Annotated in this window: 32 protein-coding genes and 1 pseudogene; 4 read left to right on the forward strand and 29 right to left on the reverse strand. The window is 36.3% G+C overall.

Annotation, left to right across the window (positions count from 1 at the left end; all coding sequences use genetic code 11):
- From ACM5BR_RS16915 to ACM5BR_RS17000, 18 genes and pseudogenes are all read right to left on the reverse strand, one after another.
- Positions 1–283: pseudogene (locus tag ACM5BR_RS16915) on the reverse strand (MerR family DNA-binding transcriptional regulator); the annotation flags it as partial.
- A 149-nt stretch (positions 284–432) separates the two neighbouring features.
- Positions 433–1,200: a MerR family transcriptional regulator gene (locus tag ACM5BR_RS16920; protein ID WP_416829202.1), complete on the reverse strand. Its 768-nt coding sequence runs from the start codon at positions 1,198–1,200 to the stop codon at positions 433–435.
- Between the two features lie 91 nt (positions 1,201–1,291).
- Positions 1,292–2,236 (reverse strand): DMT family transporter, encoded by a 945-nt coding sequence (locus ACM5BR_RS16925; RefSeq protein WP_416829204.1) that lies wholly within the window; start codon positions 2,234–2,236, stop codon positions 1,292–1,294.
- 43 nt (positions 2,237–2,279) lie between these two features.
- Complete coding sequence (locus tag ACM5BR_RS16930; RefSeq protein WP_416829206.1) at positions 2,280–2,639, reverse strand: avidin-fold protein; 360 nt, start codon at positions 2,637–2,639, stop codon at positions 2,280–2,282.
- Positions 2,640–2,703: 64 nt separating this feature from the next.
- Positions 2,704–3,342, reverse strand: coding sequence for a YdbC family protein (locus tag ACM5BR_RS16935; protein WP_416829207.1), 639 nt, complete (start codon positions 3,340–3,342; stop codon positions 2,704–2,706).
- 99 nt (positions 3,343–3,441) lie between these two features.
- Positions 3,442–3,960 carry a YfiT family bacillithiol transferase gene (locus ACM5BR_RS16940; RefSeq protein ID WP_416829208.1) on the reverse strand — a complete coding sequence of 173 codons (519 nt, stop codon included), beginning with the start codon at positions 3,958–3,960 and terminating at the stop codon, positions 3,442–3,444.
- Between the two features lie 113 nt (positions 3,961–4,073).
- Positions 4,074–5,294 carry an MFS transporter gene (locus tag ACM5BR_RS16945; RefSeq protein ID WP_416829210.1) on the reverse strand — a complete coding sequence of 407 codons (1,221 nt, stop codon included), beginning with the start codon at positions 5,292–5,294 and terminating at the stop codon, positions 4,074–4,076.
- Positions 5,295–5,616: 322 nt separating this feature from the next.
- Complete coding sequence (locus ACM5BR_RS16950; protein ID WP_416829211.1) at positions 5,617–6,552, reverse strand: transketolase family protein; 936 nt, start codon at positions 6,550–6,552, stop codon at positions 5,617–5,619.
- Positions 6,545–7,360, reverse strand: coding sequence for a transketolase (locus ACM5BR_RS16955; RefSeq protein ID WP_416829212.1), 816 nt, complete (start codon positions 7,358–7,360; stop codon positions 6,545–6,547). Before ACM5BR_RS16955 ends, ACM5BR_RS16950 begins: the two co-directional genes overlap by 8 nt.
- A gap of 233 nt (positions 7,361–7,593) precedes the next feature.
- A complete protein-coding gene (deoB, locus tag ACM5BR_RS16960; RefSeq protein ID WP_416829213.1) occupies positions 7,594–8,781 on the reverse strand; it encodes a phosphopentomutase in 1,188 nt (395 codons plus the stop codon).
- Between the two features lie 481 nt (positions 8,782–9,262).
- The gene (locus tag ACM5BR_RS16965; RefSeq protein WP_416829215.1) at positions 9,263–9,565 is read right to left on the reverse strand and encodes a YciI family protein; all 303 of its coding nucleotides are present in this window, start codon (positions 9,563–9,565) and stop codon (positions 9,263–9,265) included.
- A gap of 252 nt (positions 9,566–9,817) precedes the next feature.
- Positions 9,818–10,741, reverse strand: coding sequence for an RNA-guided endonuclease InsQ/TnpB family protein (locus ACM5BR_RS16970; RefSeq protein WP_416829216.1), 924 nt, complete (start codon positions 10,739–10,741; stop codon positions 9,818–9,820).
- On the reverse strand, positions 10,722–10,934 hold the full coding sequence (locus ACM5BR_RS16975; protein ID WP_416829217.1) for a helix-turn-helix domain-containing protein: 213 nt from the start codon (positions 10,932–10,934) through the stop codon (positions 10,722–10,724). The genes ACM5BR_RS16970 and ACM5BR_RS16975 overlap by 20 nt, the downstream gene beginning before the upstream one ends.
- A gap of 230 nt (positions 10,935–11,164) precedes the next feature.
- Positions 11,165–12,061 carry an N-acetylmuramic acid 6-phosphate etherase gene (murQ, locus tag ACM5BR_RS16980; protein WP_416829219.1) on the reverse strand — a complete coding sequence of 299 codons (897 nt, stop codon included), beginning with the start codon at positions 12,059–12,061 and terminating at the stop codon, positions 11,165–11,167.
- Positions 12,062–12,063: 2 nt separating this feature from the next.
- Positions 12,064–12,795, reverse strand: coding sequence for a GntR family transcriptional regulator (locus ACM5BR_RS16985; protein ID WP_416829220.1), 732 nt, complete (start codon positions 12,793–12,795; stop codon positions 12,064–12,066).
- Entirely contained in the window at positions 12,779–13,546 is a 768-nt protein-coding gene (gene nagB / locus ACM5BR_RS16990) for a glucosamine-6-phosphate deaminase (protein ID WP_416829222.1), read from the reverse strand. The genes ACM5BR_RS16985 and nagB overlap by 17 nt, the downstream gene beginning before the upstream one ends.
- Positions 13,543–14,730 (reverse strand): N-acetylglucosamine-6-phosphate deacetylase, encoded by a 1,188-nt coding sequence (gene nagA, locus ACM5BR_RS16995; protein ID WP_416829223.1) that lies wholly within the window; start codon positions 14,728–14,730, stop codon positions 13,543–13,545. The genes nagB and nagA overlap by 4 nt, the downstream gene beginning before the upstream one ends.
- A gap of 220 nt (positions 14,731–14,950) precedes the next feature.
- Entirely contained in the window at positions 14,951–15,781 is an 831-nt protein-coding gene (locus ACM5BR_RS17000; RefSeq protein ID WP_416829224.1) for a pentapeptide repeat-containing protein, read from the reverse strand.
- A 314-nt stretch (positions 15,782–16,095) separates the two neighbouring features.
- Between ACM5BR_RS17000 and ACM5BR_RS17005 the strand changes: the two genes are divergently transcribed.
- On the forward strand, positions 16,096–16,749 hold the full coding sequence (locus tag ACM5BR_RS17005; protein ID WP_416829226.1) for a hypothetical protein: 654 nt from the start codon (positions 16,096–16,098) through the stop codon (positions 16,747–16,749).
- A gap of 70 nt (positions 16,750–16,819) precedes the next feature.
- Positions 16,820–16,993 (forward strand): hypothetical protein, encoded by a 174-nt coding sequence (locus ACM5BR_RS17010; RefSeq protein ID WP_416829227.1) that lies wholly within the window; start codon positions 16,820–16,822, stop codon positions 16,991–16,993.
- A 30-nt stretch (positions 16,994–17,023) separates the two neighbouring features.
- Here ACM5BR_RS17010 and ACM5BR_RS17015 read toward each other — a convergent pair whose 3' ends face one another.
- From ACM5BR_RS17015 to ACM5BR_RS17040, 6 genes are all read right to left on the reverse strand, one after another.
- A complete protein-coding gene (locus ACM5BR_RS17015) occupies positions 17,024–17,608 on the reverse strand; it encodes a histidine phosphatase family protein (protein WP_416829228.1) in 585 nt (194 codons plus the stop codon).
- 168 nt (positions 17,609–17,776) lie between these two features.
- Positions 17,777–18,826: an alpha/beta fold hydrolase gene (locus tag ACM5BR_RS17020; RefSeq protein WP_416829229.1), complete on the reverse strand. Its 1,050-nt coding sequence runs from the start codon at positions 18,824–18,826 to the stop codon at positions 17,777–17,779.
- 235 nt (positions 18,827–19,061) lie between these two features.
- On the reverse strand, positions 19,062–19,241 hold the full coding sequence (locus ACM5BR_RS17025; protein ID WP_416829312.1) for an HAD family hydrolase: 180 nt from the start codon (positions 19,239–19,241) through the stop codon (positions 19,062–19,064).
- A 27-nt stretch (positions 19,242–19,268) separates the two neighbouring features.
- The gene (locus tag ACM5BR_RS17030) at positions 19,269–19,718 is read right to left on the reverse strand and encodes an HAD family hydrolase (protein ID WP_416829231.1); all 450 of its coding nucleotides are present in this window, start codon (positions 19,716–19,718) and stop codon (positions 19,269–19,271) included.
- On the reverse strand, positions 19,711–20,427 hold the full coding sequence (locus ACM5BR_RS17035; protein WP_416829232.1) for an aspartate/glutamate racemase family protein: 717 nt from the start codon (positions 20,425–20,427) through the stop codon (positions 19,711–19,713). The genes ACM5BR_RS17030 and ACM5BR_RS17035 overlap by 8 nt, the downstream gene beginning before the upstream one ends.
- 149 nt (positions 20,428–20,576) lie before the next feature.
- On the reverse strand, positions 20,577–21,146 hold the full coding sequence (locus ACM5BR_RS17040) for a cysteine hydrolase family protein (protein ID WP_416829233.1): 570 nt from the start codon (positions 21,144–21,146) through the stop codon (positions 20,577–20,579).
- Between the two features lie 121 nt (positions 21,147–21,267).
- On the opposite strand from ACM5BR_RS17040, the gene ACM5BR_RS17045 reads away from it, so the two are divergent.
- Positions 21,268–21,702: an Lrp/AsnC family transcriptional regulator gene (locus ACM5BR_RS17045; RefSeq protein ID WP_416829234.1), complete on the forward strand. Its 435-nt coding sequence runs from the start codon at positions 21,268–21,270 to the stop codon at positions 21,700–21,702.
- A 59-nt stretch (positions 21,703–21,761) separates the two neighbouring features.
- On the opposite strand, the gene ACM5BR_RS17050 is transcribed toward ACM5BR_RS17045, so the two are convergent.
- From ACM5BR_RS17050 to ACM5BR_RS17065, 4 genes are all read right to left on the reverse strand, one after another.
- Complete coding sequence (locus tag ACM5BR_RS17050) at positions 21,762–22,214, reverse strand: GNAT family N-acetyltransferase (protein WP_416829236.1); 453 nt, start codon at positions 22,212–22,214, stop codon at positions 21,762–21,764.
- Positions 22,215–22,312: 98 nt separating this feature from the next.
- On the reverse strand, positions 22,313–22,519 hold the full coding sequence (locus tag ACM5BR_RS17055) for a helix-turn-helix domain-containing protein (protein WP_416829238.1): 207 nt from the start codon (positions 22,517–22,519) through the stop codon (positions 22,313–22,315).
- Positions 22,520–22,536: 17 nt separating this feature from the next.
- Positions 22,537–23,025 (reverse strand): DUF2975 domain-containing protein, encoded by a 489-nt coding sequence (locus ACM5BR_RS17060; protein WP_416829240.1) that lies wholly within the window; start codon positions 23,023–23,025, stop codon positions 22,537–22,539.
- A gap of 94 nt (positions 23,026–23,119) precedes the next feature.
- On the reverse strand, positions 23,120–23,713 hold the full coding sequence (locus ACM5BR_RS17065) for a GNAT family N-acetyltransferase (RefSeq protein WP_416829241.1): 594 nt from the start codon (positions 23,711–23,713) through the stop codon (positions 23,120–23,122).
- A 93-nt stretch (positions 23,714–23,806) separates the two neighbouring features.
- Here ACM5BR_RS17065 and pdxR point away from each other — a divergent pair, with 93 nt between their 5' ends.
- The gene (gene pdxR, locus ACM5BR_RS17070) at positions 23,807–25,165 is read left to right on the forward strand and encodes a MocR-like pyridoxine biosynthesis transcription factor PdxR (protein ID WP_416829242.1); all 1,359 of its coding nucleotides are present in this window, start codon (positions 23,807–23,809) and stop codon (positions 25,163–25,165) included.
- Here pdxR and ACM5BR_RS17075 read toward each other — a convergent pair.
- The gene (locus tag ACM5BR_RS17075) at positions 25,162–25,518 is read right to left on the reverse strand and encodes a hypothetical protein (RefSeq protein ID WP_416829244.1); all 357 of its coding nucleotides are present in this window, start codon (positions 25,516–25,518) and stop codon (positions 25,162–25,164) included. The two genes, pdxR and ACM5BR_RS17075, sit on opposite strands and share 4 nt — an antisense overlap.
- Positions 25,519–25,613 lie beyond the last annotated feature (95 nt).

Genomic DNA, 25,613 nt, shown 5'->3' on the forward strand with positions numbered 1-25,613 from the left:
AACCTTTAGCATTAGCAAAGATTCGTAAAAATTCTACTTGGTTTTCTAAATCCTTCTTTTGACTTTGATTGGACACTCTAGCATAGAGGATGGTTTTTCCTACTTTATTTTCTTGCGAAATCCCCGTATATTCTCGATACTACGATTCAATATAGATATAGTACCTTCTTCCTTTGGGGTTTCGGTGAGCCACCAACTTGCCGTCATTATCCCAACGCTGTAATGTAATGACACTTACGCCTATCATAGACGCAAATTCTTTCTGTTTGTATATCTTTTCCATAATTACATTATACTAACATTGATCATTTTTGCGTATATTTTTATTATCTGTTTTTATCTCCTGCTTTTCCAATCGTTTGATTCTTTATTGTAGCTTTATGAACATAAAAAAAGGGCACCCATTGCCAGATGCCCTTATCCACTACCTATTTATTCCGTTTTCATCCCGGTATAAATCAATACCGCATCCCGAAGGAATTTCGCTGTGCCTGGATGTGCTTTATCATAATAAGCGGTAAATCGTTTATCATCTACATACATTTGTGCTATGCCTGCATGGGCTTCCTTCGTGTAGCGGTCCCAAAAATAACATAGCCATCTACGATGAAGGTCGGCAGCTTTCTGAGCCAGTTCGCTTGCTGGATCACCCGTTACAAAAGCCTTGTTTAACGTATCTAGAACCTCTTTCCCAAGCTTCTCTACTTCAGCATACTGCTCCTCCGTCATGCCCTTTATTTTTTGATTCGAACGATCAACCTGTTCGTCCCCATACTTCGCTCTCGCTTCCTTACCGTACTTCTTTTCATTCTCATCAATCAGCTTTTGTTTAAAGCCTTTGAATTTTTCTGTATCGTTCATGGTCATTCTCCCTTCCCTGGCAGATAATGTTCTTTCAACATTCGCAAGTAAGACATCTAATTGCCTGCGTTTTGTCAGAAGCTTTTCACGATGTTCCTGTAGTGCTTTTCTGTCATCGAAGGACAGAGAATTCAAGATTTGCTTAACGGTTTCTAAATCGACATCAAGCTCGCGATAAAAAAGAATTTGCTGCAGCCGATTCACTTCTGTTTGCCCATAGATGCGGTATCCTGATGCATTGATTCTTGCCGGCTTAAGAATACCAATTTCATCATAGTACCGTAGCGTCCTGCTCGTAACTCCGGCCAATTTTGCCAGCATATGCACTGTATACTCCATGCCCTCATCTCCTGACAAAATCATGATAAACCTTTACGTAACGTGAATGTAAATAGATAATTATGAATTTTTCTCCTATATTTACAACTATTTATGTATTCATTTCTTTTACCTCATGCATTTCTTTCGTTACTCTTCTGTTTTTACCAAAATAATTTGTACCTATAACTCCTGCAAGAATGGCAATTGTACCAATAATGTGATAATACCGTATTGTTTCATGCAAGAACATCACACCAGCTATAACTGTGATAAGCGTTGCAAAATTGCTAAATACACTCATTTTCGAAGCTTCGATTTTCGATAATGTATAATTCGATAAAAATGCTGTGCAGAGTGAAGAGAGAACACCTAAATAGATTATGGATACAACGAACGGAATGCTTAAAAACGGCGTAAAAAACGACGGAACGGATTTCTCTATTATATGGTCTGTTATCGCAATACTATTAAACACGATAAAAGCAAAAAAGGTCATCAAGTAGGTTAACGTAAAGAGGGAATACTGTCTTGTCAGTTTCCGAGCTAACACATTATAGAGAGCACTAGCTAAGGAAGATAAAAGAATGAGAACCGTCCCTTTTACACTGTAAGACGCCTCACTCACATTATTCATAATGAAAATAAAAATAACCCCTGCAACGGATAGGAAGGTACATACAGCTTGCACTGGGCTGGCGTATTCTTTTAATACAAATGCCGCTAATATTAAAGTAAAGATTGGAATCGTAGCTTGGATAATTCCTGCCTCTGAAGAAGAGGTATAAACGAGGCCAAATACTTGAAATGTAAAGAACAATGTCGGATATAGCAATGCCAAACACAAAATAGGCAGAACATCCTTCATCTTAATTTTTATGGATATCTTGTTAAACACAAGTATCAGTGTCGCCGCAAAAAATGCAATTGTAAATCGGTGTGCCAGTGAATCGATTGGACTTGCTACTGTTAATGTAATTTTTACAAACATAAATGCAAACCCAATAATACATGCATATAACATAGCGGCTGCATAGGCCTTTTTATGTGATGCCATTGATTATCATCTCCCATTCTCTTGGCCTATTACGAGGATAATTTTATTTATATTCCATTCGTTTTGCTGTATTTAATACTTCTTCTACAACAGATTCACCCTCGCTTTTATCACGATCAAACCACTTCCAGCTTTCATGTAGTTTAATTCTGCCATCCGGTAAAATTTCTGGGGTAGAATCACATTGTCCTCCCCTTATTTCATTTTTCGTATTGACATGATTGTATCTAAACTGTAAGTCCTTTACGATGCCTATTAATATACCTTTTACAATCTCTCCCCCGCTATAGGTAGCTGAAAGAATACTTCCTTCTTGCCTATATTCAAAAAACGTTTTTGATGAGACTTCACCGTTAGATGTATTTTCAATTGATACGAATTTACGTCCATCATAATTTATCACAAGTGACACCTCTTTTATTTTAGATTTTCAAAGCATGCGGTTAATGTTTTTGTATGTAATACAATCACTTTTTCAGAACGGACCATGATTCCTCTAGTTCTACCAGTAATCCTTTTATTTGGATTACATCTTCTTTTACATTTGCTTGTTCAAGTAATGATGGCAAAGCATAAGCCTCGTAATGTTTGTGTGCATATATGTGCTCCCATAAAGAAACGACTAAATATCTATATGGATGATTCTTTTCATTTTTACAGAAGACACCTGCCAGCATTCCTTCCGAATTGTTCATTCCTACATTCCAAATATTCTTTTGCACCCATTCAAAATGATCTCGCTTTTCATCTCGAACAAGACAATCTGCGATGCGAAGTATCGTACCTTTACTGAAAAGCTTCAAGATATCTTGTTCATTGATATCTTGAAGCTTTTCGTAAATCTGAACAGAGATACTGTCATATGTGCTTTCTTGTTCATTTTCTTTAAAAATAGTATTATGCTGATCCTCCATGAAAGCTTGATAAGCATCATTATCTCTCCAGAAAGAAAGAATTGCTGCTTGTGAAGTATGCTTCCTATCCCATCCTCCAACTTGCCCTAAAAAACCATCTAAGTTTTTTAGAACGTCCCATTGCTCCTGTGCTTGTGAAAACAAGGCTTTCTTATTTTCTGGCACGTTACATTGAATCCATTTCACGAGCATTTTATCATCACTCCAAATATATGAAATTACCTAGATGATATTATCCATAAAGTTAATTGTGCTCTACATACTCTACAATCACAAAGATAGATTAGTTGTTTACCAGCCCTTGCGTTTACATAATGAAGTAATATGTGCAAGATGATGCTGACCATGCCAAGCATAAATACCTATATTTTTTCCTACTGAAACTTCACCTAAGTCAGGATGTATAAATGTTTTTTTCAGGTCAGCAGGGCTTAGACTCCGTAACAGCTTGACCCAGCGTGTGTGCAATCCTTCAAGTAGAGAAAGCGAATGGCTAACAGGCAATTCGTAATCAGGAAGTTCTGCCCATTTCCCTTCATCATAGGTCTTAATAATAGGATTGTCTTCCGTAAGAGCTAATTTAAATCGAATATACGCATTCATATGACTATCCGCAAGATGATGTACAACCTGCCGTATCGTCCACCCTTCTAAGCGATAGGGTGTATCAAGCTGTTCATTTTCTAAGTCTCCTATAGCATCACGTAATAATTTTGGTAATTCTTCAATCTTATTTATCCAGCCCTCAATCACCTGAGCTGTTATCTCACCATCAAACTGAAATTCCCCAATTGGATATCTATCGTTCACTTTCTGTTCCTCCCCTCACATGCCAGTAACAAAAAAAGCACATCTCAAGATAACCATATCTTAAGATGTACTTTTTTACAATTTTTAGATTAAGTTCTATATATTGTAGAGCCTTAGGCTGCTTTGCTTGCTCCAGCCTTTTGTCTTGTTTCTGGGAAGGTAGCAACCAAAAAGATGTATATGCTTGAAACAGCAATAAAGAAAATCATCGCTGGCGTGTAGCCGGCTGTGCCTAAAATATAACTCCAAACAATGGTAGCGATTGTTTGGCCTGCGTAAGCCAATGCCCAGAATAAACCGAACATAATCGTTAGTTTTTGTGGAGTCATTCCCTTTAATTCATGAGGAAGGTTCAAAAAGATCGGGTACTGTATAAACATAGCAAATCCAGATATAGAAATAAGAATGTATGCAAGAAGCGGATTTGTATTAGCAAACACTAAAGTGAGTGCAAATGTTCCGACCATCGCGATTCCAGTTAACACAAGAGTTGGCTTACGTGGAAGATCTCGATTTCCAATTGCAATTCCTGCGAATGTTCCTAGAATTCCAAAACCAGATATTAATAAGTTCGTAATAGATCCATTCAATAATGTATATTGTTCAAAGATAGCTTTAAAGCTTACAAGAGATAAAACATATAATGTTAGGAAGGAAGCAAATGCCATACCATAACGCCATAGAAACCCATCCTTAAACGCATCTTTATATCCATATGCCTCAGCTTGTCCATCATTATTTGTTTTCATTTCAAAATTTTCTGCTTTCCAAAGCCATAGAGCAAAAAATATAATCGTTAATCCAGCAAAACATGTTAGTGTTAAACGCCAGTTAACAACCGTTTGTTTAGCGAAAAGCGTAAATACAACTGCCACGATAAATGCACCGACATTATACGAAACCGTATTGGCAGCATTGATGCGTAACTTTGTTCTTGCATCTGATACATAATGAGCAACAACAGGGTTCATATACACAATAACCATTGAGCCCCCTACAGCCATTACCATTCTTGCTACAGTATATGCCCAATAATTAGGAAGATAAATTGCGACAAGCCCCATCATTAAAAGCCCAATCGCCACTCCAGCTGCTTTTTTGGGCCCTAATTTCATGAGCACAATCGCTGCTAAAATGTTTGCAAACACACGAGCTGTTGTAATAGAATAATTAACTAATTGAGAGATAATAGGATTTACCGGTCCGCCAAAAAAAGTTTTCGTAATTTGCGGTGTCAACGAAGACCCAGCTACCCAGTTCATCGCAAAGGTTACATAAGCAAGCCATAAAACAGCCATCATAACATAACCTTTTTTAGAGTTTGTTGTATCCATAATGTCACCTTCTGTCTGTTATTTGCACTTTATATTATATATTACAAAAGTATTAAAAGACACAAAATGTTCAACAAATCTTCATATTGATTGCGCTTACTTGTCACAAATGTGTATTTTGTGAATATTTTTCATTGTATATTTAAAAAAAAAGAACGATTCCCCATTTTGAAGAATCGTTCCACGTACTCACTTCGTTAATCCATTTCCCTATATTTCCCTACATGCCTCTAGTGTTATGTCTGCAACATGTCTTGCTGTTAAACCATATTTAATTAAAAGATCATTTGGATTTCCACTTTCTCCAAAAGTANCCATTTCCCTATATTTCCCTACATGCCTCTAGTGTTATGTCTGCAACATGTCTTGCTGTTAAACCATATTTAATTAAAAGATCATTTGGATTTCCACTTTCTCCAAAAGTATCCTGTATACCAATCATTTTAATCTTGCATAAGTTATATGGTGATAATACTTCACATACGGCACTTCCTAGTCCACCAATCACACTATGTTCCTCACAAGTAATGATTAACTCATGATCTTCTGCTAAGCTGATAAGAAGTTCACGATCAATTGGTTTTATCGTATGGATGTTTACCACGGTTGGATTGATTCCTTGTTTCACTAATTCTTCTTTTGCTTTTATAGCTTCTTGAACCATTAAGCCAGTCGCAATGATTGCGACTTTACTTCCTTTATTTAAAACTACACCCTTACCAAGTTGAAAGCTATCCTCATTTTCATATACCTTTTCAACTGGACATCTTCCTAACCTTACATAACAAGGTCCATCTATTTCAGAGATTGCCTTAATGGCTGCTTTTGTTTCCATCTCATCACACGGCTGCACTACTGTCATTCCAGGTATTGTACGCATTAAAGCTATATCTTCGATTGATTGATGACTAGCACCATCTTCCCCAACACTTATTCCTGCATGTGTTGCACATACTTTTACATTTAAATGGGGATATCCAATACTATTGCGAATTTGCTCAAATGCTCTACCTGCGGCAAACATAGCAAAGCTACTTGCATAGACTATTTTGCCACTAGCAGCTAAGCCGGCAGCTACCCCCATCATATTTCCTTCTGCTATTCCCATATTAAAATGTCTTTCTGGACAAACCTTTTTTGCATCAATCGTTTTCGTTGATTTTGTTAAATCAGCATCTAAAACGACAATGCGTTCATTTTCAACAATTAACTCTGCCAGTGCTTTACCATATGCTTCTCTTGTTGCTACTTTACTCATGATCATCACCTAATTCTTTCAAAGCTTGTGCTAGCTGTTCCTTATTCGGAGCACTTCCATGCCAAGCATAGTCATTTTCCATATATGAAACACCTTTTCCTTTAGTGGTATGAGCTATAATCACCGTTGGCTTATCTTTGCATTCTTTTGCTTGATTAAAAGCCAAGGCAATTTCTTCAAAGTTATGTCCATTTATTTCAATGACATTCCAATTAAAAGCTGCAAACTTTTTATCAATAGGGGTAGGATTTAATACATCCATAATATTTCCGTCTATTTGGAGTTTGTTGAAATCAACAATCGCACATAAATTATTTAATTTATAATGAGCAGCACACATTGCGGCTTCCCAAACTTGCCCTTCTTCACACTCTCCATCGCCCAACAAAGTGTATACTCGATAATGGTTGTTATCAATCTTATTCGCAAGTGCCATTCCAACTGCTGCAGAAATACCTTGACCTAATGAACCCGTTGACATATCTACTCCAGCGATGTAGTTCATGTTCGGATGTCCTTGTAGTTTGGAATTAATTTTTCTAAATGTGTTTAAGTCGTTTTTGCTTAATAATCCTTTTTCAGCTAGTACCGCATATAGTAATGGAGATGCGTGCCCTTTTGATAAAACAAAGCGATCGCGATTAAGCGCTTCCACATTTGTGCTATCAATTTCCATTTCATTAAAGTAAAGGTACGTAATTAAATCTGCCGCTGACAGAGATCCTCCAGGATGACCTGAGTTAGCTTCGCTTACCATTTTTACAATACTTTTTCGAACTTCTTTTGCATGATATTGTAGATCTATCATGTATTCCACGTCCTATCGCTTAATCTGTTTTTCTAATTGATGTTTTTTCTATTAAACACAATGTCATCTCAAAGTATATGAAACCCTTTACCTTTTGAACTTAACCATGCACCTCTCAATTTTGATAGATGATGACAGTGTAAGAGAATACATGGTCAATTCAAAAGAATGTGAACAGTTTCACTTAAACTTAATTAGTATTTTCACTTACTGTCCTAATTCATGTAATGATACTATCTTAACTTTGGTAACAAGCTTTGACCGAACTTAGGCAATGATACACCAAAATTATCTGCAACAGTCGCACCAATATCAGAGAAAGTTTTACTTACAGGAAGTTCATTTGGTTCTTGAAGCATCTTACTAAATAAGAGTAATGGAATATACTCTCTTGTGTGATCTGTCCCATGATGTATTGGATCATTCCCATGATCAGCAGTTATCATTAACAAGTCATCTTCTCTTAATTCTGCAAGTACATCAGTTAATCTAGCATCGAACTCTTCTAATGCTTTTCCATAACCAATAGGATCTCTTCTGTGACCGTATAACGCATCAAAATCTACAAGATTTAAGAAGCTTAAGCCAGTAAAATCTGTATGAATTGTTTCCATAAGCTTATCCATACCATCCATATTAGACACTGTACGAAGAGACTTTGTTACACCTTCTCCATCATATATATCTGAAATTTTACCGATTGCTAATACATCATAGCCTTCATCTTTCAACTCATTCATAACTGTTCTATCAAAAGGTTTCAAAGCATAATCATGACGGTTTGCTGTTCTAGTAAACTTACCTGGCTCTCCAATAAATGGACGAGCAATTACTCTTCCTAGCATGTATTCTTCGCGTAAAGTTACTTCTCGAGTAATTTCGCAAATTTTGTATAGTTCTTCAAGTGGAACTATTTCCTCATGTGCTGCAATTTGAATAACTGAATCTGCAGATGTGTACACAATTAAAGAACCTGTTTTTACATGTTCTTCACCTAACTCATCTAAAATAGCTGTACCACTTGCAGGTTTATTTCCGATTATTTTTCTACCTGTTTTTTCTTCAAGCTCTTGAATTAACGCATCGGGGAACCCATCTGGAAACACACGGAATGGCGTTTCAATATTTAACCCCATAATTTCCCAGTGGCCTGTCATTGTATCTTTTCCATTAGAAGACTCTTGCAGTTTCGTATAATACGCTAGGGGCTTTTCCACTTTTTTAATTCCAGGTATTTCTTCAATATTGCTTAAACCTAGCTTTTCAATGTTCGGCATATTCAATCCGTTCATTTTCTCTGCTATGTGTAAAAAAGTATGAGCACCTTTATCTCCAAACTTTTCTGCATCAGGAGCTTCACCAATTCCTACAGAGTCCATTACAATTAAGAATATTCTTTTAAAATGTGGTAATTGTTTCATTTTAATACTTCCTTTCTAATTCTTTTTTTGTTCATTAGCAGGTAATATTTCGTAACATACAGCATTCCAACTGAAGCTAAACCAGCGGATTGAATTACTCTTGAAACAACAATACATAAAAAATGAGTTTTGAAAAAAATACCCCATTATAGATCCAATAGATAATAATATAATCCTAACAACTAATCATGTTCGAACACTAATTGGTCGTAATAAAAACTAGAAAGTACTATAAACAATATAATCATTCAGCAGGTTTAAACGCTTTCATTTCTAGGGAGATAAAAATAGATGTTTTTCATCTTATCTACTTGTATAATAACTTGTCTAATTTTATTATGCTCTTATTCTAGCACTGGTATGATTATTTAGCAATATTGTTTTTGAATCCAATAAAGTATTGATTTCATCTTGAAATACAATACTTAAAGGTTCTTTATTTATTTATATTTGTTTGTTAGTAATAGTAATAATTATGTCACTAAAACTTTCGATTACAATCCACAAACCTACCAAATTCTTCATCATATTTTGATGGAGTAAACTCTATTAATTCATAATCAGCAATATCATGTATGTAAAATGGGTCTTCTTTAATGATTTTCATTACTTGGTCTTTAGATGTCTGATTAATTAAAATGACGCCACCTACGCGTGGATTTCTTCTACCAGAAAATATGAAATTCTTTAATTTGTAATTTTTATCCAAATACAGCTTGTGTTCTTCTAAATATTCATCTACTTTTTCTAAAGATTGTTTGTAAGTTAACAACGCAAAAAACATAAAAAAATCCCCCTCTTCAATTTTTTTCTAATTATATACCTCCCTATATATACTGTAAATAAAGTGAAACCTATCCATAGCATGAACCTGCTTTGCCAATCGTACTCTTTTCTTCTTTAAAGACTACTAAGTGAACTACCCACCACTTAAACTCTTACGATTTTTGAAGTGGGGGCTTCTCGACTTATCGCTGCTTTTAGTAGCCAACGAAAACTGACCGAGCTAACCCTCTTGTTCCAAGAGTTTATCTCATTATGCTAACGCTACTAAGCTTAATCCTTCTCTTTTGATATTGATAGAAGCATCCCAGTCCCTGTCTGCCACAAAACCACATTTACAGTGGAAGATACGCTCAGAAAGAGATAGAGACTCCTTTACTTGACCACAACAGGAACAAGTTTTGGATGATGGAAACCACTTATCTATTTTGATAAGCTTTTTTCCTTGCTCCTCTAACTTGTATTGGAGGAATTTTGTGAACATGCCCCAAGCGGTATCCGTGACACTTTTCCCAAAGTGGAGTGCTTGCGACAGTGCTTTCATGTTGAGGTCTTCTATAACTACACAATCATATATGCGTGATAAGCGATACGATTCTTTATGAAGGAAATCTCTTCGTTGGTTTGCAATTTTTTCATGAAGTCTTGCTACCTTCAAACGTTGTTTATGCCAACGCTGACTACCCTTTGTTTTGCGTGACAACTTATGCTGTTCTGTTGCTAACTTTTTTAAGGCTTGTCGATAGAAATTGGGGTAATTGGCTTTCTTACCTGTTTCACTCTCGACAAATAAGCCGTTCATAGCAAAGTCCAGTCCAACAGCGTTTTGGATCTCTTTTGTTAGAGGATGATCCTCATATTCAGTGAGAATTGAAATATAGTATGCATTCGTCTTCGTTCGGGAAATGGTACATGATTTGATGATATGATGTCGTGGAATTTTTCGATGTTGTTTCAATTTGACAGGTTGTTTTATTTTAGGCAATTTGATAGAGCCATCCAATAGCACAATATTTCCGTTTACCATATTTGTTGTGTACGATTGTCTTGCTTTGCGAGTCTTGTACTTGGGGAATTCCGTTTTTCCATCGAAAAAGCTCTTGTATGCTTTTTGGAGATGAAGCTGTGTGTTTGCCAAAGCTAAAGAATCTACCTCTTTAGGGCCATGGAAACTCATCTTTGTACTTTGCGGGAGTCGGGAACTTTTGTTGTTTGAGCCTATCTTTATCGTCTTTATATTTTTCGTAGGTTTCTTTTCGCTCTTCCAGCATTTTATTATAGACAAACCGAATACAACCAAATGTCTTTGCAAAAAAGACGCATTGTTCCTCTGTCGGGTATATGCGAAATTTATACCCTTTGTTTACCATGCCCTTTCACCTCATCCAGATGCCGAATATATGTTCTATTATACCATAGAGGAGAAAGTGTTGGCTATCGCCATCCGAAATTCATCTCCCCCTTACCGCCTGGCTACGCCCTTCACACGCTTGAAGAGGGAGACTTCTTTCGGAGATATGTTAAATATAATGGGATAGAGCTACTTTTCCCCTATCCCATCATTTATGTGAACTATAGAGTTTTCATTATTTCGTAGTTGTCATTTATTTAGAAATAAATTAAGCGCTTTCTTTATATGCCCGTCTGCTTCTTGCAAATAATGAACAGATGCTTCACGTGAAACATCCGTTAATGCAATAAAAAGGGCTTCTTTCAATTGGTATTGACTACTCTTTAATATCTCAGCAGCTTCATACTCTGGGATATCTGCAACGGTTTGAATGATACCTATCGCCCGCTGAACGAGCTTTTGATTAATAAGTCTCATATCTACCATCTCATTCCCGTACACTTTCCCTAATCGGACCATGACCGCCGTTGAAATCATGTTCACTATCATCTTTTGTGCTGTTCCTGCCTTCAGTCGCGTAGAGCCTCTAATGATTTCCGGCCCCACTATAGCTTCAATTCCGATGTCACTTATTGCAGACACTTTTGTATTTTCATTATTAGATATTGAAATGGTTAAAGATCCTTGCTTTTTCCCATATTCCAATCCTGATACGACGAACGGGGTACTTCCACTTGCCGTAATACCAATTATGGTATCGATTCTATTTATTTCCCTATTCTTTAATTCAGCTTGAATCACCTTTTCATCATCTTCGTTCTCTTCAAGCGCTTGCCACATCGCTTCATTACCACCTGCTACAATAGTGATCCAGCGATTGCTTTCTACTGAAAATGTAGGACCGAGTTCTACCGAATCGAGCATGCCGATGCGCCCGCTTGTGCCAGCGCCAACGACAAATACCCGTCCCCCTTCTTTCCACCTTTTTACGATTTCTTCTACAGCCTTTGCTATTTGAGGAATAGCAGGAGAAAGACCGAAATAAATATGCCTGTCTTCCTCTAGCATTAGTGACACAATTTCTTGAGCCGACATTTCATCCAAATTCAAACTACGCATATTTCTTTCTTCCGTCTTTTTCTTCATTATCAATGCCGCTCCATCTCGATTTTAAATTTATAGCGGTCTCCGCGGTAAACCGATTGAACAAACTCGACAGGCTTTTCATTTTCCAAAAAGCTTGTTCTCTCAATTAGCAGTACGGATGCTCCTTCCTGAATTTGCAAAATTGCTGCTTCATTCTTTCTGGCGATGGATGCTTCCAGTACTTGTTCTCCTTTTGCAATACGAATACCCAATGTATTTTCCATATAATCATACATAGATGAACTAAGCACTTCTTCCGTTAAGTTAGGTACCAAGGTTTCGGAGATATACAGCATTTCGTAAGCCATTGGGATATCATCCGCAAGCCTTACACGCTTAATTTCATACACGATCTCCCCTTCATTGATTTTCAATTTTGAAGCGATCGTAACAGACGCTTTCACAAGATTGAATTCCAGAAGTTTCGAACTTGGAACCATGCCTCTTGCCTGCATATCTTCCGAAAAACTCGTTAGCCCTTGAAGTCCTTGTTCAATTTTACTATTGGCGACAAATGTTCCTTTTCCCCGCTGACGTACTAGGTATCCGTCATTCACAAGATTATTAATCGCTTGGCGAACCGTCATTCGACTTACATTGTATCGCTCTGACCATTCCCGTTCGGACGGAATGACTTCACCCGGCTTTAGGTCCTCCTTAGCAATCAGCTCCTTTATCCCTTCTTCTATTTGGTGATAAATCGGTAAAAGGGAATCTTTATCTATTTGAAACATTTATCTTGTCCTCCATTTCCCGATCCTTCCATAAGTTTAACGCCTCCCTGTCGGCAATTATCGTGACATTCGGATGCGTCTTTAACGCAGTCGCAGGAATGGATTCTGTAAGATCGGATACGAAAAGCTTGTGCAAGATTTCTGCCTTCCCTTTACCAGACACTAATAAGAGGATTCTCTTGCTTTTTAATATCGTCGCAATTCCCATCGTAATCGCATGTGTTGGTACTTCATCTATCTTATCGAAATAGCGTGCATTGGCGTTTCTCGTTGATTCAGCTAATTCTACTACCTGTGTTTTAGACTGAAACGACGTACCGGGTTCATTAAATCCGATATGGCCGTTATGTCCGATCCCTAGTATTTGTAAGTCCACTCCGCCCAACTCTTCAATCGCATCATCATAACGTTTGCATTCGGCTTCAAGATCATCTGCTTTTCCATTGGGAATGAATTGATGCTCCTTCGGCAAATCAATATACTGGAATAAATTACTGTTCATGTATGTGTGATAGCTTTGCTTATGATTTGGGTTCATGCCAACGTATTCATCTAAATTGACTGTATAGGCCTGTTTATAACTCGTGTTGTTTTCCTTAAAATCTTGAATGAGGCATTTATACGTTCCAACGGCTGTACCCCCCGTTGCCATTCCCAAAACAGCATTTGGTTTTCTTCTTATCGTTTCAATCATTAACGCTGCTGCACGTTGACTCATTTCATCATAATTTTCCACTTCAATGATGTTCACTTTGATCCCTCCTGTACTGTATAGGCGATACGTCCAAGGCAAAACGTCATGTAGATATCATCTTTTTCATCTAAAATGACTAAATCGGCGTCTTTCCCGGGTTCAATGCTTCCCTTTCGATCATAAACATTTAACTGCTTCGCTGGGTTAACACTTGCCATTTGAATGACCGCATCCAATCCGCATTGTGTAAATTGTTGAATATTTCTAGCTGCATCCTTTAGTTTCAGAATGCTTCCTGCTAATGTGCCGTCCTTCAGCGTTGCTTTCCCATTTTTCACCGTTACATCTTGCCCTCCTAGATCGTACGTTCCTTCCCCAAGACACTTTGCTCTCATGGCATCAGTAATTAAAATGAGACCTTCTTGTCCTTTATTGTTGAAAGCAAGGCGTACCATTTCAGGACGGGAGTGAATGCCGTCTGCAATGATTTCACATTTGATTTCATCATGCAGTAAAGCAGCACCGACAACTCCTGGTTCTCTATGATGGAGGGGTCTCATTTGGTTGAACAAATGAGTAGCATGATTTACTCCTGCCTCTATGCTTTTGACGACTTCCTCGTATGTGGCATCTGAATGACCAATCGAAGCTACAACTCCTTCTTCTGTCAAATAACGAACAAGCTCCAAGCCATTTGGCTGTTCCGGAGCCATCGTCACAAGCTTAATATGGCCGCCAGCAAGTTCCTGCCACTTGCGAAACAGGTCAATGCTAGGCATTTGTACATAGTCGGGATTCTGAGCCCCTATTCGTTTTGGGGAAATAAATGGTCCTTCCAAATGGACACCGAGTACCTCAGCTTTACCTGCCTCCCTATGGTTATTTATATAAGAAGCTGCATTTTGTAAAGCTCTTTCAATATCGCTTTGTGCAGTTGTCATCGTCGTCGCCAAAAAGCTCGTCGTTCCTTCCTTCGGCAAAACGGTTGACATGGTGTCCAGCGCATTCTCTGTCCCATCCATCGTGTCTGCTCCGCCCGCTCCATGAATATGGAGATCAATAAATCCAGGTATAATCTTGTAGCGGCTGGATAAATCTATCGTTATACAGGAATTATCTGGTTCAGGGCATGCTTCCATATTACCGACAGCAGCAATCACATTATTTTCTATCAAAAGGTACCCAGTTTCAATTAACTGATTACTTGTATATACTTGCAAATTTTTAATAAGAGTTTTCATATTGAAACCTCATCCTTTCCTAATTCTAAAGTCATCTTAACATATATAAAACTAGTTGTCTATACCAATTATAGTGAATATAAAAAGCTTCCATTCATCAAATTATGTAGGCTATTCTTTAGATTTCCCTACAGCCCCATTCCCATACTGAGATTTAATAATTAAAGTACTATAAAAAAACATCTCTGCTTTTACAGAGATGCTGTATGTATAAAATATATTACTTACCTAGCCAATGCTCAGGAATACGTAAAGAAGATGGCAATTTCGTATTTCTATCTCCCTTAGCCGAGTTAACTTGTGCTTGCGTGAGGAAGATACTTCCTGTAAGATTAGCACCACTTACATTAGCGTCTCTTAAATCGGCTCCGATTAAATCAGTCACTCTCATATCAGATTCTCTAAGATCTGATGCTATAAGCAAGGCTCCTCGCAAATTGGCTCCTCTAAGATCTGCCCCTCTTAACTTGGCACCAATTAGATCTCTTCCCCTATTTTCATTTTTCTTACATGAAACTTTTGCACGTACTAGTTCGCTTGTACGTAGAAGTAAATCATTAATGGTCGCTCTATGCGCTGGTACATCCAGATCTAGGATTGATTTTGGACTAAGATTCGTGAGGTATTCCGTTTTTTCTATAGCAATCTGCAATTCTTCATAAATAGGCCTAGCATCCTCTAAACGAAGAGCTTCATATAAGTAACAAAGCATTTCATGAAGTTGTTGCATAATCGGAAATACATCAAACATTTCCTTAGTTAACTCTGGGTTATCTCGCCAATCATTTCCGCCATAGGTGACTTGGGATACTTTCTGTCCTGCACCAAAGCATTCATATACAGCACAGCCTCGAAACCCTTTTTTTCTGAGATTATTATGAATGCCACAACGATAATCTGATTGCAAGTTCGGACAAGGAGTACCTCCATCTTTATCAAATGCAAAATCTGCTGATTTTGCATAAGGCAAAGCTACACAGCACAAGCCAAAACAATTTTCACAGTCTGCATGTAAATGATTAAGAATAGTATCGTTAAATTGATTAGACAATACTTACACTTCCTTAATAAGAAATTACGTTTCTAGTTTTTATTAACATTTTGCTCATTATAATACCGCCTATTATATTCAAATATCATATTATCCTTAATTGATATTCTTCGCTACCATTCTTTTTTGTCTTTTCACTCTTCTCCATCTATGTTCCTCCCCTTGACTTCATTCATTTAACCATATAAAGTACTAGAAAATGTGTATTTTATGGATTATTTTACATAATATACCTTAAACCGTATATCTACGGGATCTTTTTGTTGAAGGTAAGCTTCTTTACTTTGAAACTGATAGTAAGGGGGATAAAAAGAATGGATTTTATTCTGGAGAATAAGTGGCTGTTTCTTATTGCTGCCGAAGTTGTATTTTGGGTTTCTGTTTCGACCTTTTTGCTATTACGATATTGGTTTGGATTGAAAAAATTAAGTATAACCTTCTTTGTTTTGTTTATTGTGAACGATATGTGGATTGCAACTATGGGGTTTTTTGATTACTTGAAGACAAATATATTCTCTAACTATCAAATTGTAATTATCGTATTTCTTGTATACGCTCTTACTTATGGAAAGAATGATTTTAGAAAACTTGATGCCTTTATGCAAAGACAAGTAGCAGCCTGGAAGGGCCAACCGATTCCAAAGGTTGAAGGTGTCAAAAAGCTCTATGGAAAAGAACATGCAAGACATGAAAGAAAGCAGTTTTTTATCCATTTCCTTGTTTATGTGATTGCTCATATTATTTTTCTAGTAATGTTCGGTTTTTCTGATCAGATTACTAGCTTCCGTGACATTGAAAATGTGTTAAGTCATTGGTTTGAAGAGAAGCAAACGAATTTCCCGTCTAACAATCCTACTATCAACAATATAAGTAGGGTTTGGTCGCTCATCTTAGCTATTGATGCTGTGATTTCTCTATCTTATACATTCTTTCCTAAATCAGAAGGGGCCAAAAATGTGGATTTGTAGCCGATAGAGGTCACACTGCTTCGCTCATTATCAAACAAGAAGGATATCTTGAGGAGGAAAATAAGAAATAATGAATAAAGATTTTAAAAAGTTCATTTTCAAATCGATTGGACTGGCTATGGGGATTGCTACACTTGTTCTAAATATGATACAGACACTTGATAGTAAAAGTGCTATCACTTTATTATCCATTGGTCTAATTTGTTTAACTATTAGTGACATTGAAAATAAAAAAGATAATTAGCTTGTAACAGCGGCCTTTCTCTGCATCATACTAGGAAGGGCCGTGATTTAACACAAAAGAATAGGTAGTACAGTTCAAATGCTTAGAACTGGGGGTTCTCTTTCCTTTCCAACCCCTTCCTTGTAATTCTTTAGCAATCAGCATGTTAATAAAACCATGTCCAACTAAGGCTACTGATTCATGTTCCTTAGCATAGTTAACTAATTCTTCTGCTGCCTTTTTAGCCCTCTGTTTTGCATTACTCAAAGACTCACATTGTTTAGCGTATCCACTAAACCATAAACATCTTAAAATCACTGCCCAAATACTAGGCTTTAATTTTAAATTCCATAATTTTGTTGAAGGAACAGGCAATTCAGTTTCACGAAATAGAGGAGAAGAAATCGCTTTTACATTGGGATTTAATAATCTAACTGTCTCGGTAGTCCTTTTTAAATCACTAGTAATGACTAGTTTTGATGTTTCCAGTTTTTCGACAGTTGCTAAAGGGTAAGAGCTTTCTTCCAAAACTCCACTATCATCATATTTTTTAATCCAATCCTTAAATTCTTTACATGTTACCCTATTATTATCTATATGCTTAGATTTTCCATGCCTGATTAATGAAATTTCCATGATAAACTCCTATCTGGATTTTTCCTTAAAGTACTCCTTGATCTATTGATAAAGAAATTAAGGCTGAGATATTCACCCAGCCTATGCATTCTTGGAAAATTCTTGCATTAAGGACCTTATTTGCCCTTATGATTCTCTTCCATTACATGAAACCCATGTTAATAATTCTTAATCTTTGCCATTTGATAAAAATTTAAGAGTTTCTCCCGTTAATATATCTCGGTTTTTTTCATAAATAGCCCAATCTGTTGCATCAGGAATAACGACTTCTTTTTTCTCCTTTGTACCTGTTAACTTGTCCAGCATATTATGCTCTGCGAAGAAATCGTCTTGACCATAAATAACAAGAGTAGGGACAGTTATTTTAGAAGCATCGTACAAAGGCTTATTGCTCCATATTGAAAACATATCTTCTACCGGACCCATCGGGCGTCGAATGGCGCCTTTAAATTGATAACGTTGTGAGTCGGAAGCTAAGAATACATCCTTCACTGCTTTCATAGCATCATCGGATACTAATTGTTTATCGCCTTGCATCATCTTCCAATCATGTATACCATTCTCAAAATCGATTGTTTGGTAAGCTGACTGATATTTAAATTGTCCTGTTGCATCTTCATAAGGTTTTGTCATCATCGGCAATGAAAAGCCATTCATATATCCATAGAGCACGAGCTTATTGATGTCGTTTGGGTGACTAATTGCATAGTTACCAGCCACTACACCGCCATAAGACCATCCGACAATATGAATTTTACTTACATGACGTTGTTTCTTAATCAAATTTACAACCGTTGCTAAATCCTGCGTAGCATCATCCAAATGAATTACTGGAGGATTATAGCTAGCAGAAACCGTCATTTCTCTTGGACGCGAAGAATTCCCGAACCCCCTAAAGTCCATGGCCCATGTATCATAGCCTTTACGCGCATAATCATCCATCCAGGAATATCCTGGTACATCAAAAGCTTTAGCTGTCGGTACACTGAATGGCTCCAAAAACAAAACCACTTCATCTGAATTGTATGTTTGTTTTGTGTTTAAACTTTTATGTAAGACGTAAAGTTTGTCCTCCTCCCCTTGAGGAATTGTGTACTCTTCTTTTACGACTGTTGGTGATTCCGTTTGTTTTGCAGTTTCCCCACCTTTGCTACATGCCGTAACGAATGTAAAGCAAGCAAGGATTAAGATCGTTGTATATAAGAACTTGATTTTCATAGTCAAACTCCTTTTTATTTGATGGAAAAGAGAAGACCGGCTTTTCTCCCGTAATACGTTCTATCTCATCTCCCATTTTAGCCAACTACTTACCAGCATATTAAACTTATACAATTTTCGATTTTTTCTCAATAAATTCGTTGAAACTTTTCAAAAAACTCATAGAAATAGAATCCATTTTGAAAAAAGGTAATCAAAACGGATTCTATTTTGTAGTGTTCTATAGACCTTTCATTTATTTTCCCTGCCATGCTGATAATAAGCCTTCAAGTGCAACTAACTGCTTCACCTCATCAATTAAGAAAGTTGGTTCCTCTCCCTGCAATTTTTCTTTGCTGTGACTTCCCCAGCTCACACCACAAGAGTGTACACCAGCTGCCTTTGCCATTTGCAAATCGAAAATGGCATCCCCAATCGTTTAATTGATAAAGCTCGATTAGCTTTAAAATGCCTGCTGGATGCGGTTTATAATGGGATACTTTGTCAGAACCAATATATCTTTAAAATATGTATCTATTTTTAACGTTTGTAGATTGCGGAGTAGTACGTCTGATTTTTTGCTGGATACCACAAAGAGCTGTTTCCCATCTTGTACGAGATTGTTCAGAACTTCTGGAATATACGGGAATACAGCAAGCGTATCATTCTCATGTTCCTTGTATGCTTGACGGAAAGTCACAAGTAGCTCTTCAAATAATTCATCTGTAAACTCTGTTTCTGCCATTTCTTTAAAAGACACTTCAATAGGGATTCCCATATAATGTTCAATTAACTCTACACTTGGTTCAGCTAAACCAAATTTACGAAAAGCTTGTTGTGTTGCTAGAACACTACATTGTTTTGAATCTGCAAGTGTACCATCAAAATCAAATATCATATTTTTATTATTCATGTCGTATTACCTTCTCCATAACTTCTATTGCCTGATTAACTGCTTCAATAGCATGAATAACGGTTGTATCAAATAATGGAACTTCTGAATCCTCTTGTTTGACTAATAATCCGATTTCTGTGCAACCTAATATAATTCCTTCCGCTCCGTCATCAACTAATCTCTTAATGACCTCTTTATAATAATCCCTTGATGATTGCTGAATGTTCCCTAAACATAACTCTTCGTAAATGACTTTATTTATTGCATCTCTATCCTCATGATTTGGTATCAAAACCTTAATACCATTAGACTCTATTCGTGATTTATAAAAATCTTGCTCCATCGTATATTTGGTGCCTAGTAACCCAACCGTACGTATTTCTTGCTTTTGAATTTGAGTAGCTGTTGCATCAGCAATATGTAAAATTGGTAAACTCACTTTTTCTTCGATATATCCAATTACTTTGTGCATTGTATTTGTACAAATAACGATGATTTCTGCTCCTGCCTTTTCTAAAGACTGTGCAACATCTGCTAATAAATTACCGGCACTTTCCCAGTCACCTTCTGCCTGATATCGTTCAATCTCTTCAAAGTCCACGCTATATAAAAGACACTTCGCTGAATGTAATCCACCTAATTTATTTTTTACTTCTTCATTTATAATACGATAATATTCTAACGATGACTCCCAACTCATTCCACCAATAAGACCAATCGTTTTCATCAATAATCCCCTTCCTTTTTGATATATACCAAATATTGTATATCTATCTCATAGATGGAACAATATTTTTCTACCTATACTTTTTTCGTTCATATAAAAAAATCCTGCATCACTACAGGATTGGATTTCAACTCGGTTGTCTCAAATCATTATGCTTCGTTCAAAAAAGCAGCATTCTGTGTTAAAAATTCATTTGTTGTAGAGACAGTTGCATACATTCCATTTAGGGCACCGATAAATGCAAAATGAACCTGTTCAGCTGGGATTAACTGGTCTCGATACATTAAATCTTTTGTTGTACAAGCATCTTCAATTACAGTACATTCCAAACCTAATTCCCTTGCAGCTCTTACTGTAGCATCAATGCACATATGTGTCATCATGCCACAAATCACTAATTTCTTAATCTCTTTTTCTTTTAACTTGTTTCGTAATTCTGTATTAAAAAAACTATTAGGTGCGTGTTTTACGATAATATTTTCTTGTTCTAAAGGTAAAACCGATTGATGAATTTTTACCCCTTCTGTATCTGGAAGGAAAAAACCAGCTCCAGATCTGTTCGAAACATGTTGAATATGGTAAATTTCATACTTCTTGGCTCTAAACCAATCCAGGATTCTGCATGCATTGTTTGCTGCTTTCATAGGATTGCTTAGTTCCATTTTTCCATTTGGAAAATAATCATTCTGAATATCAATTAACATCAAAGCTATGCTCATTATAGCTCCTCCCTACTTATGAAATAGATTATAATCAAATCATAATTAATATTCTGATTTCCATCCATATTCTGGTGAAACACATCTACTCAAAATAATTTCATGATGAAAGGAGTACTATATGCTGCTTGATGAAATTGATTTTCAAATTATAAGGTTATTAAATGAAAATTCACGTCTTCAATGGAAAGAAATAGGGAAACTGATTCATATGACAGGACAAGCTGTAGGAAATAGAATTAAAAAACTAGAGGATAATGGAGTTATTAAAGCCTATTCCATTATTCTAGATGAAATGAAATTAGGTCTTTCTTATACAGCCTTTGTGACTGTATTTATGAAAACAACAAACCATAGCTCTTTTGCTAGTTTTATCAACGAAAGAAAAGAGATATCAGAAGCACATCGAATATCCGGAGAAGGATGCTATCTGTTGAAAGTCAAGGTTAATTCTCAAGAGCAATTAAATGAGTTTCTTAATACTGTTCTTACATTCGGTAACTATAAATTAAATCTTTCTATTCAGGTAATTAAAGAGGCAACGTATCCCATCTAGAGTGAACAATGAATACTACCTTAGATTGACAAAGTTCACAATGAAAATCACATAAATTATTATATTTCAAGCGATAATCGGATCATATCTCGACATTGAATTCCATTCTCAAATATCTCTTCCGTATAATGTTTAATAAAGAAGTCTTTGTCGACCCCGTTTATCCTAAAACCACATTTCTGATAGAGATATAGCTGCCCTATACTTGAATTCCCTGTCCCAATTTCCACTGTTTTGTATTTCCTAGACTTAGCAATATTTATTGCAGCCCTTAACAACTGCTTGCCGAGACCTCTTCCTTGCTGGTTTTCTACAACTGCAACATTGACTATTTCAACCGTGCCCGGCCTTGTAGGAAGTAGTACGAACTCGCCAATCACTTCTGTTTCATCCTCTGCTACATAACATTCTCCATATTTTAAGTACGACTGGACAAGCTCTTTAGACGGATCGGCCAATAATAACAAATGCCAAGGAGGCTCCTCCTGTAAATACAGTTTTCTTATCTGCATGGAATCCTCCTTATTAAATTAATATTTTGTAACCCCTAATAAGACAGCTCACTTAATTTCAACTCAAGCACGCGTCAATAAGAACAAGGTTCAAACAATTATTCCTCTACATACTCTAATATATCCCCCGGCTGGCAATCTAAAATTTTACATAAAGAATCAAGCGTGGAAAAGCGAATAGCTTTTGCTTTATTATTTTTAAGAATAGATAGATTAGCCATGGTAATTCCTAGTTTTTTTGAAAGCTCGGTCGAACTCATTTTTCTTTTATCCATTATGATATCAAGATTCACTATGATTGGCATATCAACTCCCCCTATGATTAAATTGTTAGATCATTTTCATTTTTAATATCGATTGCAATTTCAAATAATCTTGCTAAAACAAAACATAACAAACCTATCGTTATACTAATAAAAACTACGACTATGATAGGCCCCCCAAAAACAGTATATTGGAAAAATTGAACGGAATGTTTCAAGTAACTAACACATCCAATAAAAAGAATTACTTCACTAAAAGAACTTATCGCAATTACTTTTAGTGATTTTACACTTTCGTTAGAAAAAGGATTGTTTTTCACTACTAAATCAGACAGCTTTTTTAATTTGAATAACAAAATAACATATGGAATCGCACATAAATAAATACAAGCTGACACACTCCATACTAAATAATGATCCAATAGCCCAAACTGACTTTTGAAAAAAGCTGTAATAATCAGTGGAGTTCCTATCAGCAAAACAATAGTAATACATAACCCAAAAATCAATAAGATGTTTAAAACTATCGAACTAGTTAATTTCTTCATGATTTTGACCTCATTTCTTTTTTATTTACTATAAACCAAAATTTATTGTTTTTCAATAAAAATTTATCGTTTTTCAATAATAAATTATTGTTTTTCAATAAATTAGTCTATGCTGTTTGTCCCACTTTCTAAATTGTTCTTTCATAATTGCCCATTCTTCCTTCGTGATACTATACATAACGGTATGACGTATCGTGCCGTCTCTTCGAATCATATGATTTCTTAAAATGCCTTCTTTTACAGCGCCTAGTCGTTCAATTGCCTTTTGTGAACGGATGTTTTCATGGTCTGTTTTAATTTGCACACGGTTCATACCTATTGTTTCAAAGCAATATTCTAGTAATAAATATTTACAATTTGTGTTGATAGCTGTACGCCAATAGCATGGTGTAATCCAGGTAGAGCCGATTTCTAAGCGTTTGTGCTGTAACGAAATATCCAGGAACCGCGTTGAACCGATAATGTTATTCGTTTTTACATCAATAATGACAAATGGATACTCGGCGCCGTTCTCCTTCTGTTTTAGAGCCTTGTTAACATATTGCTGAACATCAGCCTTACTATGTAACTGAACACTCATATACCGCCAAATCTTTTCGTCAGTACCAACTGCAAAGATACCCTCGGCATCATTTAGCTCCAGCGGTTTCAATTTAACATATTCATTTTCCAACTTCGTATATTGCATTTCACACCACTCCTTACCCTTATTCAATACGAATTTTGGTATGATATACATAACCAAAATATGAATTTTTATCCATACCAGGGAGGATAGGTTGTGGAATTACATATTGCATTTACAAAATCAAATCCAAAATATATGCAAATTTACGAGCAAATAAAAACTAATATTTTTAATAAAACATTACATGCTCATGAACAACTACCTTCTAAAAGAGAGTTAGCTATGCAACTTAATGTTAGTGTTCATACAGTCAAAGAGTCGTATGAACAACTTTTAGCTGAGGGATATATTTATAGCGAGCAAAGACGTGGATATTTTGTTTCCCCATTTGAATTTGAGTGGCTATCACAAACCGAACCAACGACAACAATTATGGAAAAAACAACATCAGAATTTCGCTTTAATTTTCGGAATGGACAAGTTGACGCGAATGCTTTTCCGTATCAGCAGTGGCGAAAGCTTGGACGTAAACATATAGTCGCTACTAATGCCCCTAACGGGAACTGGCAAGGAGAATATGTATTACGTGAACAAATTGCTAAGTATGTCGAGCGTGCTAGAGGATTTCACTGTGATCCAACACAGATTTATATTTATAGTGGTACACAAAATCAATTACAAGCATTATGTCATTTTTTCGGGGATGTACAAGTAGGCTTAGAGGAACCCGGTTTTAATCGGGCGCGTTTTATTTTTGGGCAATGCCGTTTACCCGTCACCCCAATTGTTGTTGACGAATCAGGTGTGACTATTCCACAAACAAAGATAAATATTTTATATACAACACCTGCGCATCAATTTCCATTAGGTATGGTGATGTCATTTGAAAGAAGAACAGCGTTACTAAACTGGGCCTCTGAACAGAAGGCATTTATAATCGAAGACGATTATGATTCCGAATTTCGTTATAAAGGGTCCCCTATTCCATCACTTGCCCAAATGGATCAATTACAGTGCGTTATTTATTTTGGTTCATTTTCAAAAACATTGTTACCTTCCCTACGCATTAGCTATATGATTCTACCGAAATCCCTAGTAAAGGCATTTAATGAATATAATGATCAGCAGAAATCAACCGTTTCTAAAATCGACCAACAAATTATTGCAGATTTTATCGCTCAAGATTTATACGCGAAGCATATAGCAAAAATGCGAACACTTTATCGAACAAAGCGCATAGCACTTATAAACAGCATCCAAGATCATTTAGGAGATGAATTTACTGTCATTGGTGAATATTCGGGGTTACACATTGTTTTACAATTACCCTCATGGTTATGCGAGAGTGAAGCTATCACACGTGCTCGTAACGTAGAAGTGGCAGTTGACCCTATTTCGACTTCCTATCAAACGGAGGCCACGCAAAATATGGTGATTTTAGGCTACGGCGCATTGCCAATCCATGAAATAACAGAAGGAATTAGACGGTTAGCTTCTGTTTGGAAAGACTAACGTATTCCCTCACTAGATTCCGGTGCAACTGGATCAGAAATGTTGGTTGGTTCTCCTATTGATGGAGATTTAAATCCCTTCTGAATAGATTCCTTTTTTTCACCATTATTTATTCCGTCTTCTGGGATGGCATTCTCCATTTTTTCTTTTGTCCAGTAACCAGCAGGATCTTCTGTATCATTTGAATTTTGAATAGGAAATGAAATTTCTGGGGCGGTTTTAAATTGGGTAAGAGGGTCATTGTTTGCTGAAGTTTCTTTACTGGTCGTTGCAAATACAGTAATAATGCCTAAGGACACTGCTAAACTTACACAAGCTACAGTAGCAAAAAGTAAAAATTTTAACTTTTTCATACATACCTCCTTTTTATTTCATTCATTTAAATCATACTATATTTATACATTTTTGTATTATTAAAACAATTGATTTGTCCTAATAAAAAAAAGCT

It is taken from the genome of Ectobacillus polymachus, from assembly GCF_048159605.1.
GTDB lineage: Bacteria > Bacillota > Bacilli > Bacillales > Bacillaceae_G > Ectobacillus > Ectobacillus polymachus.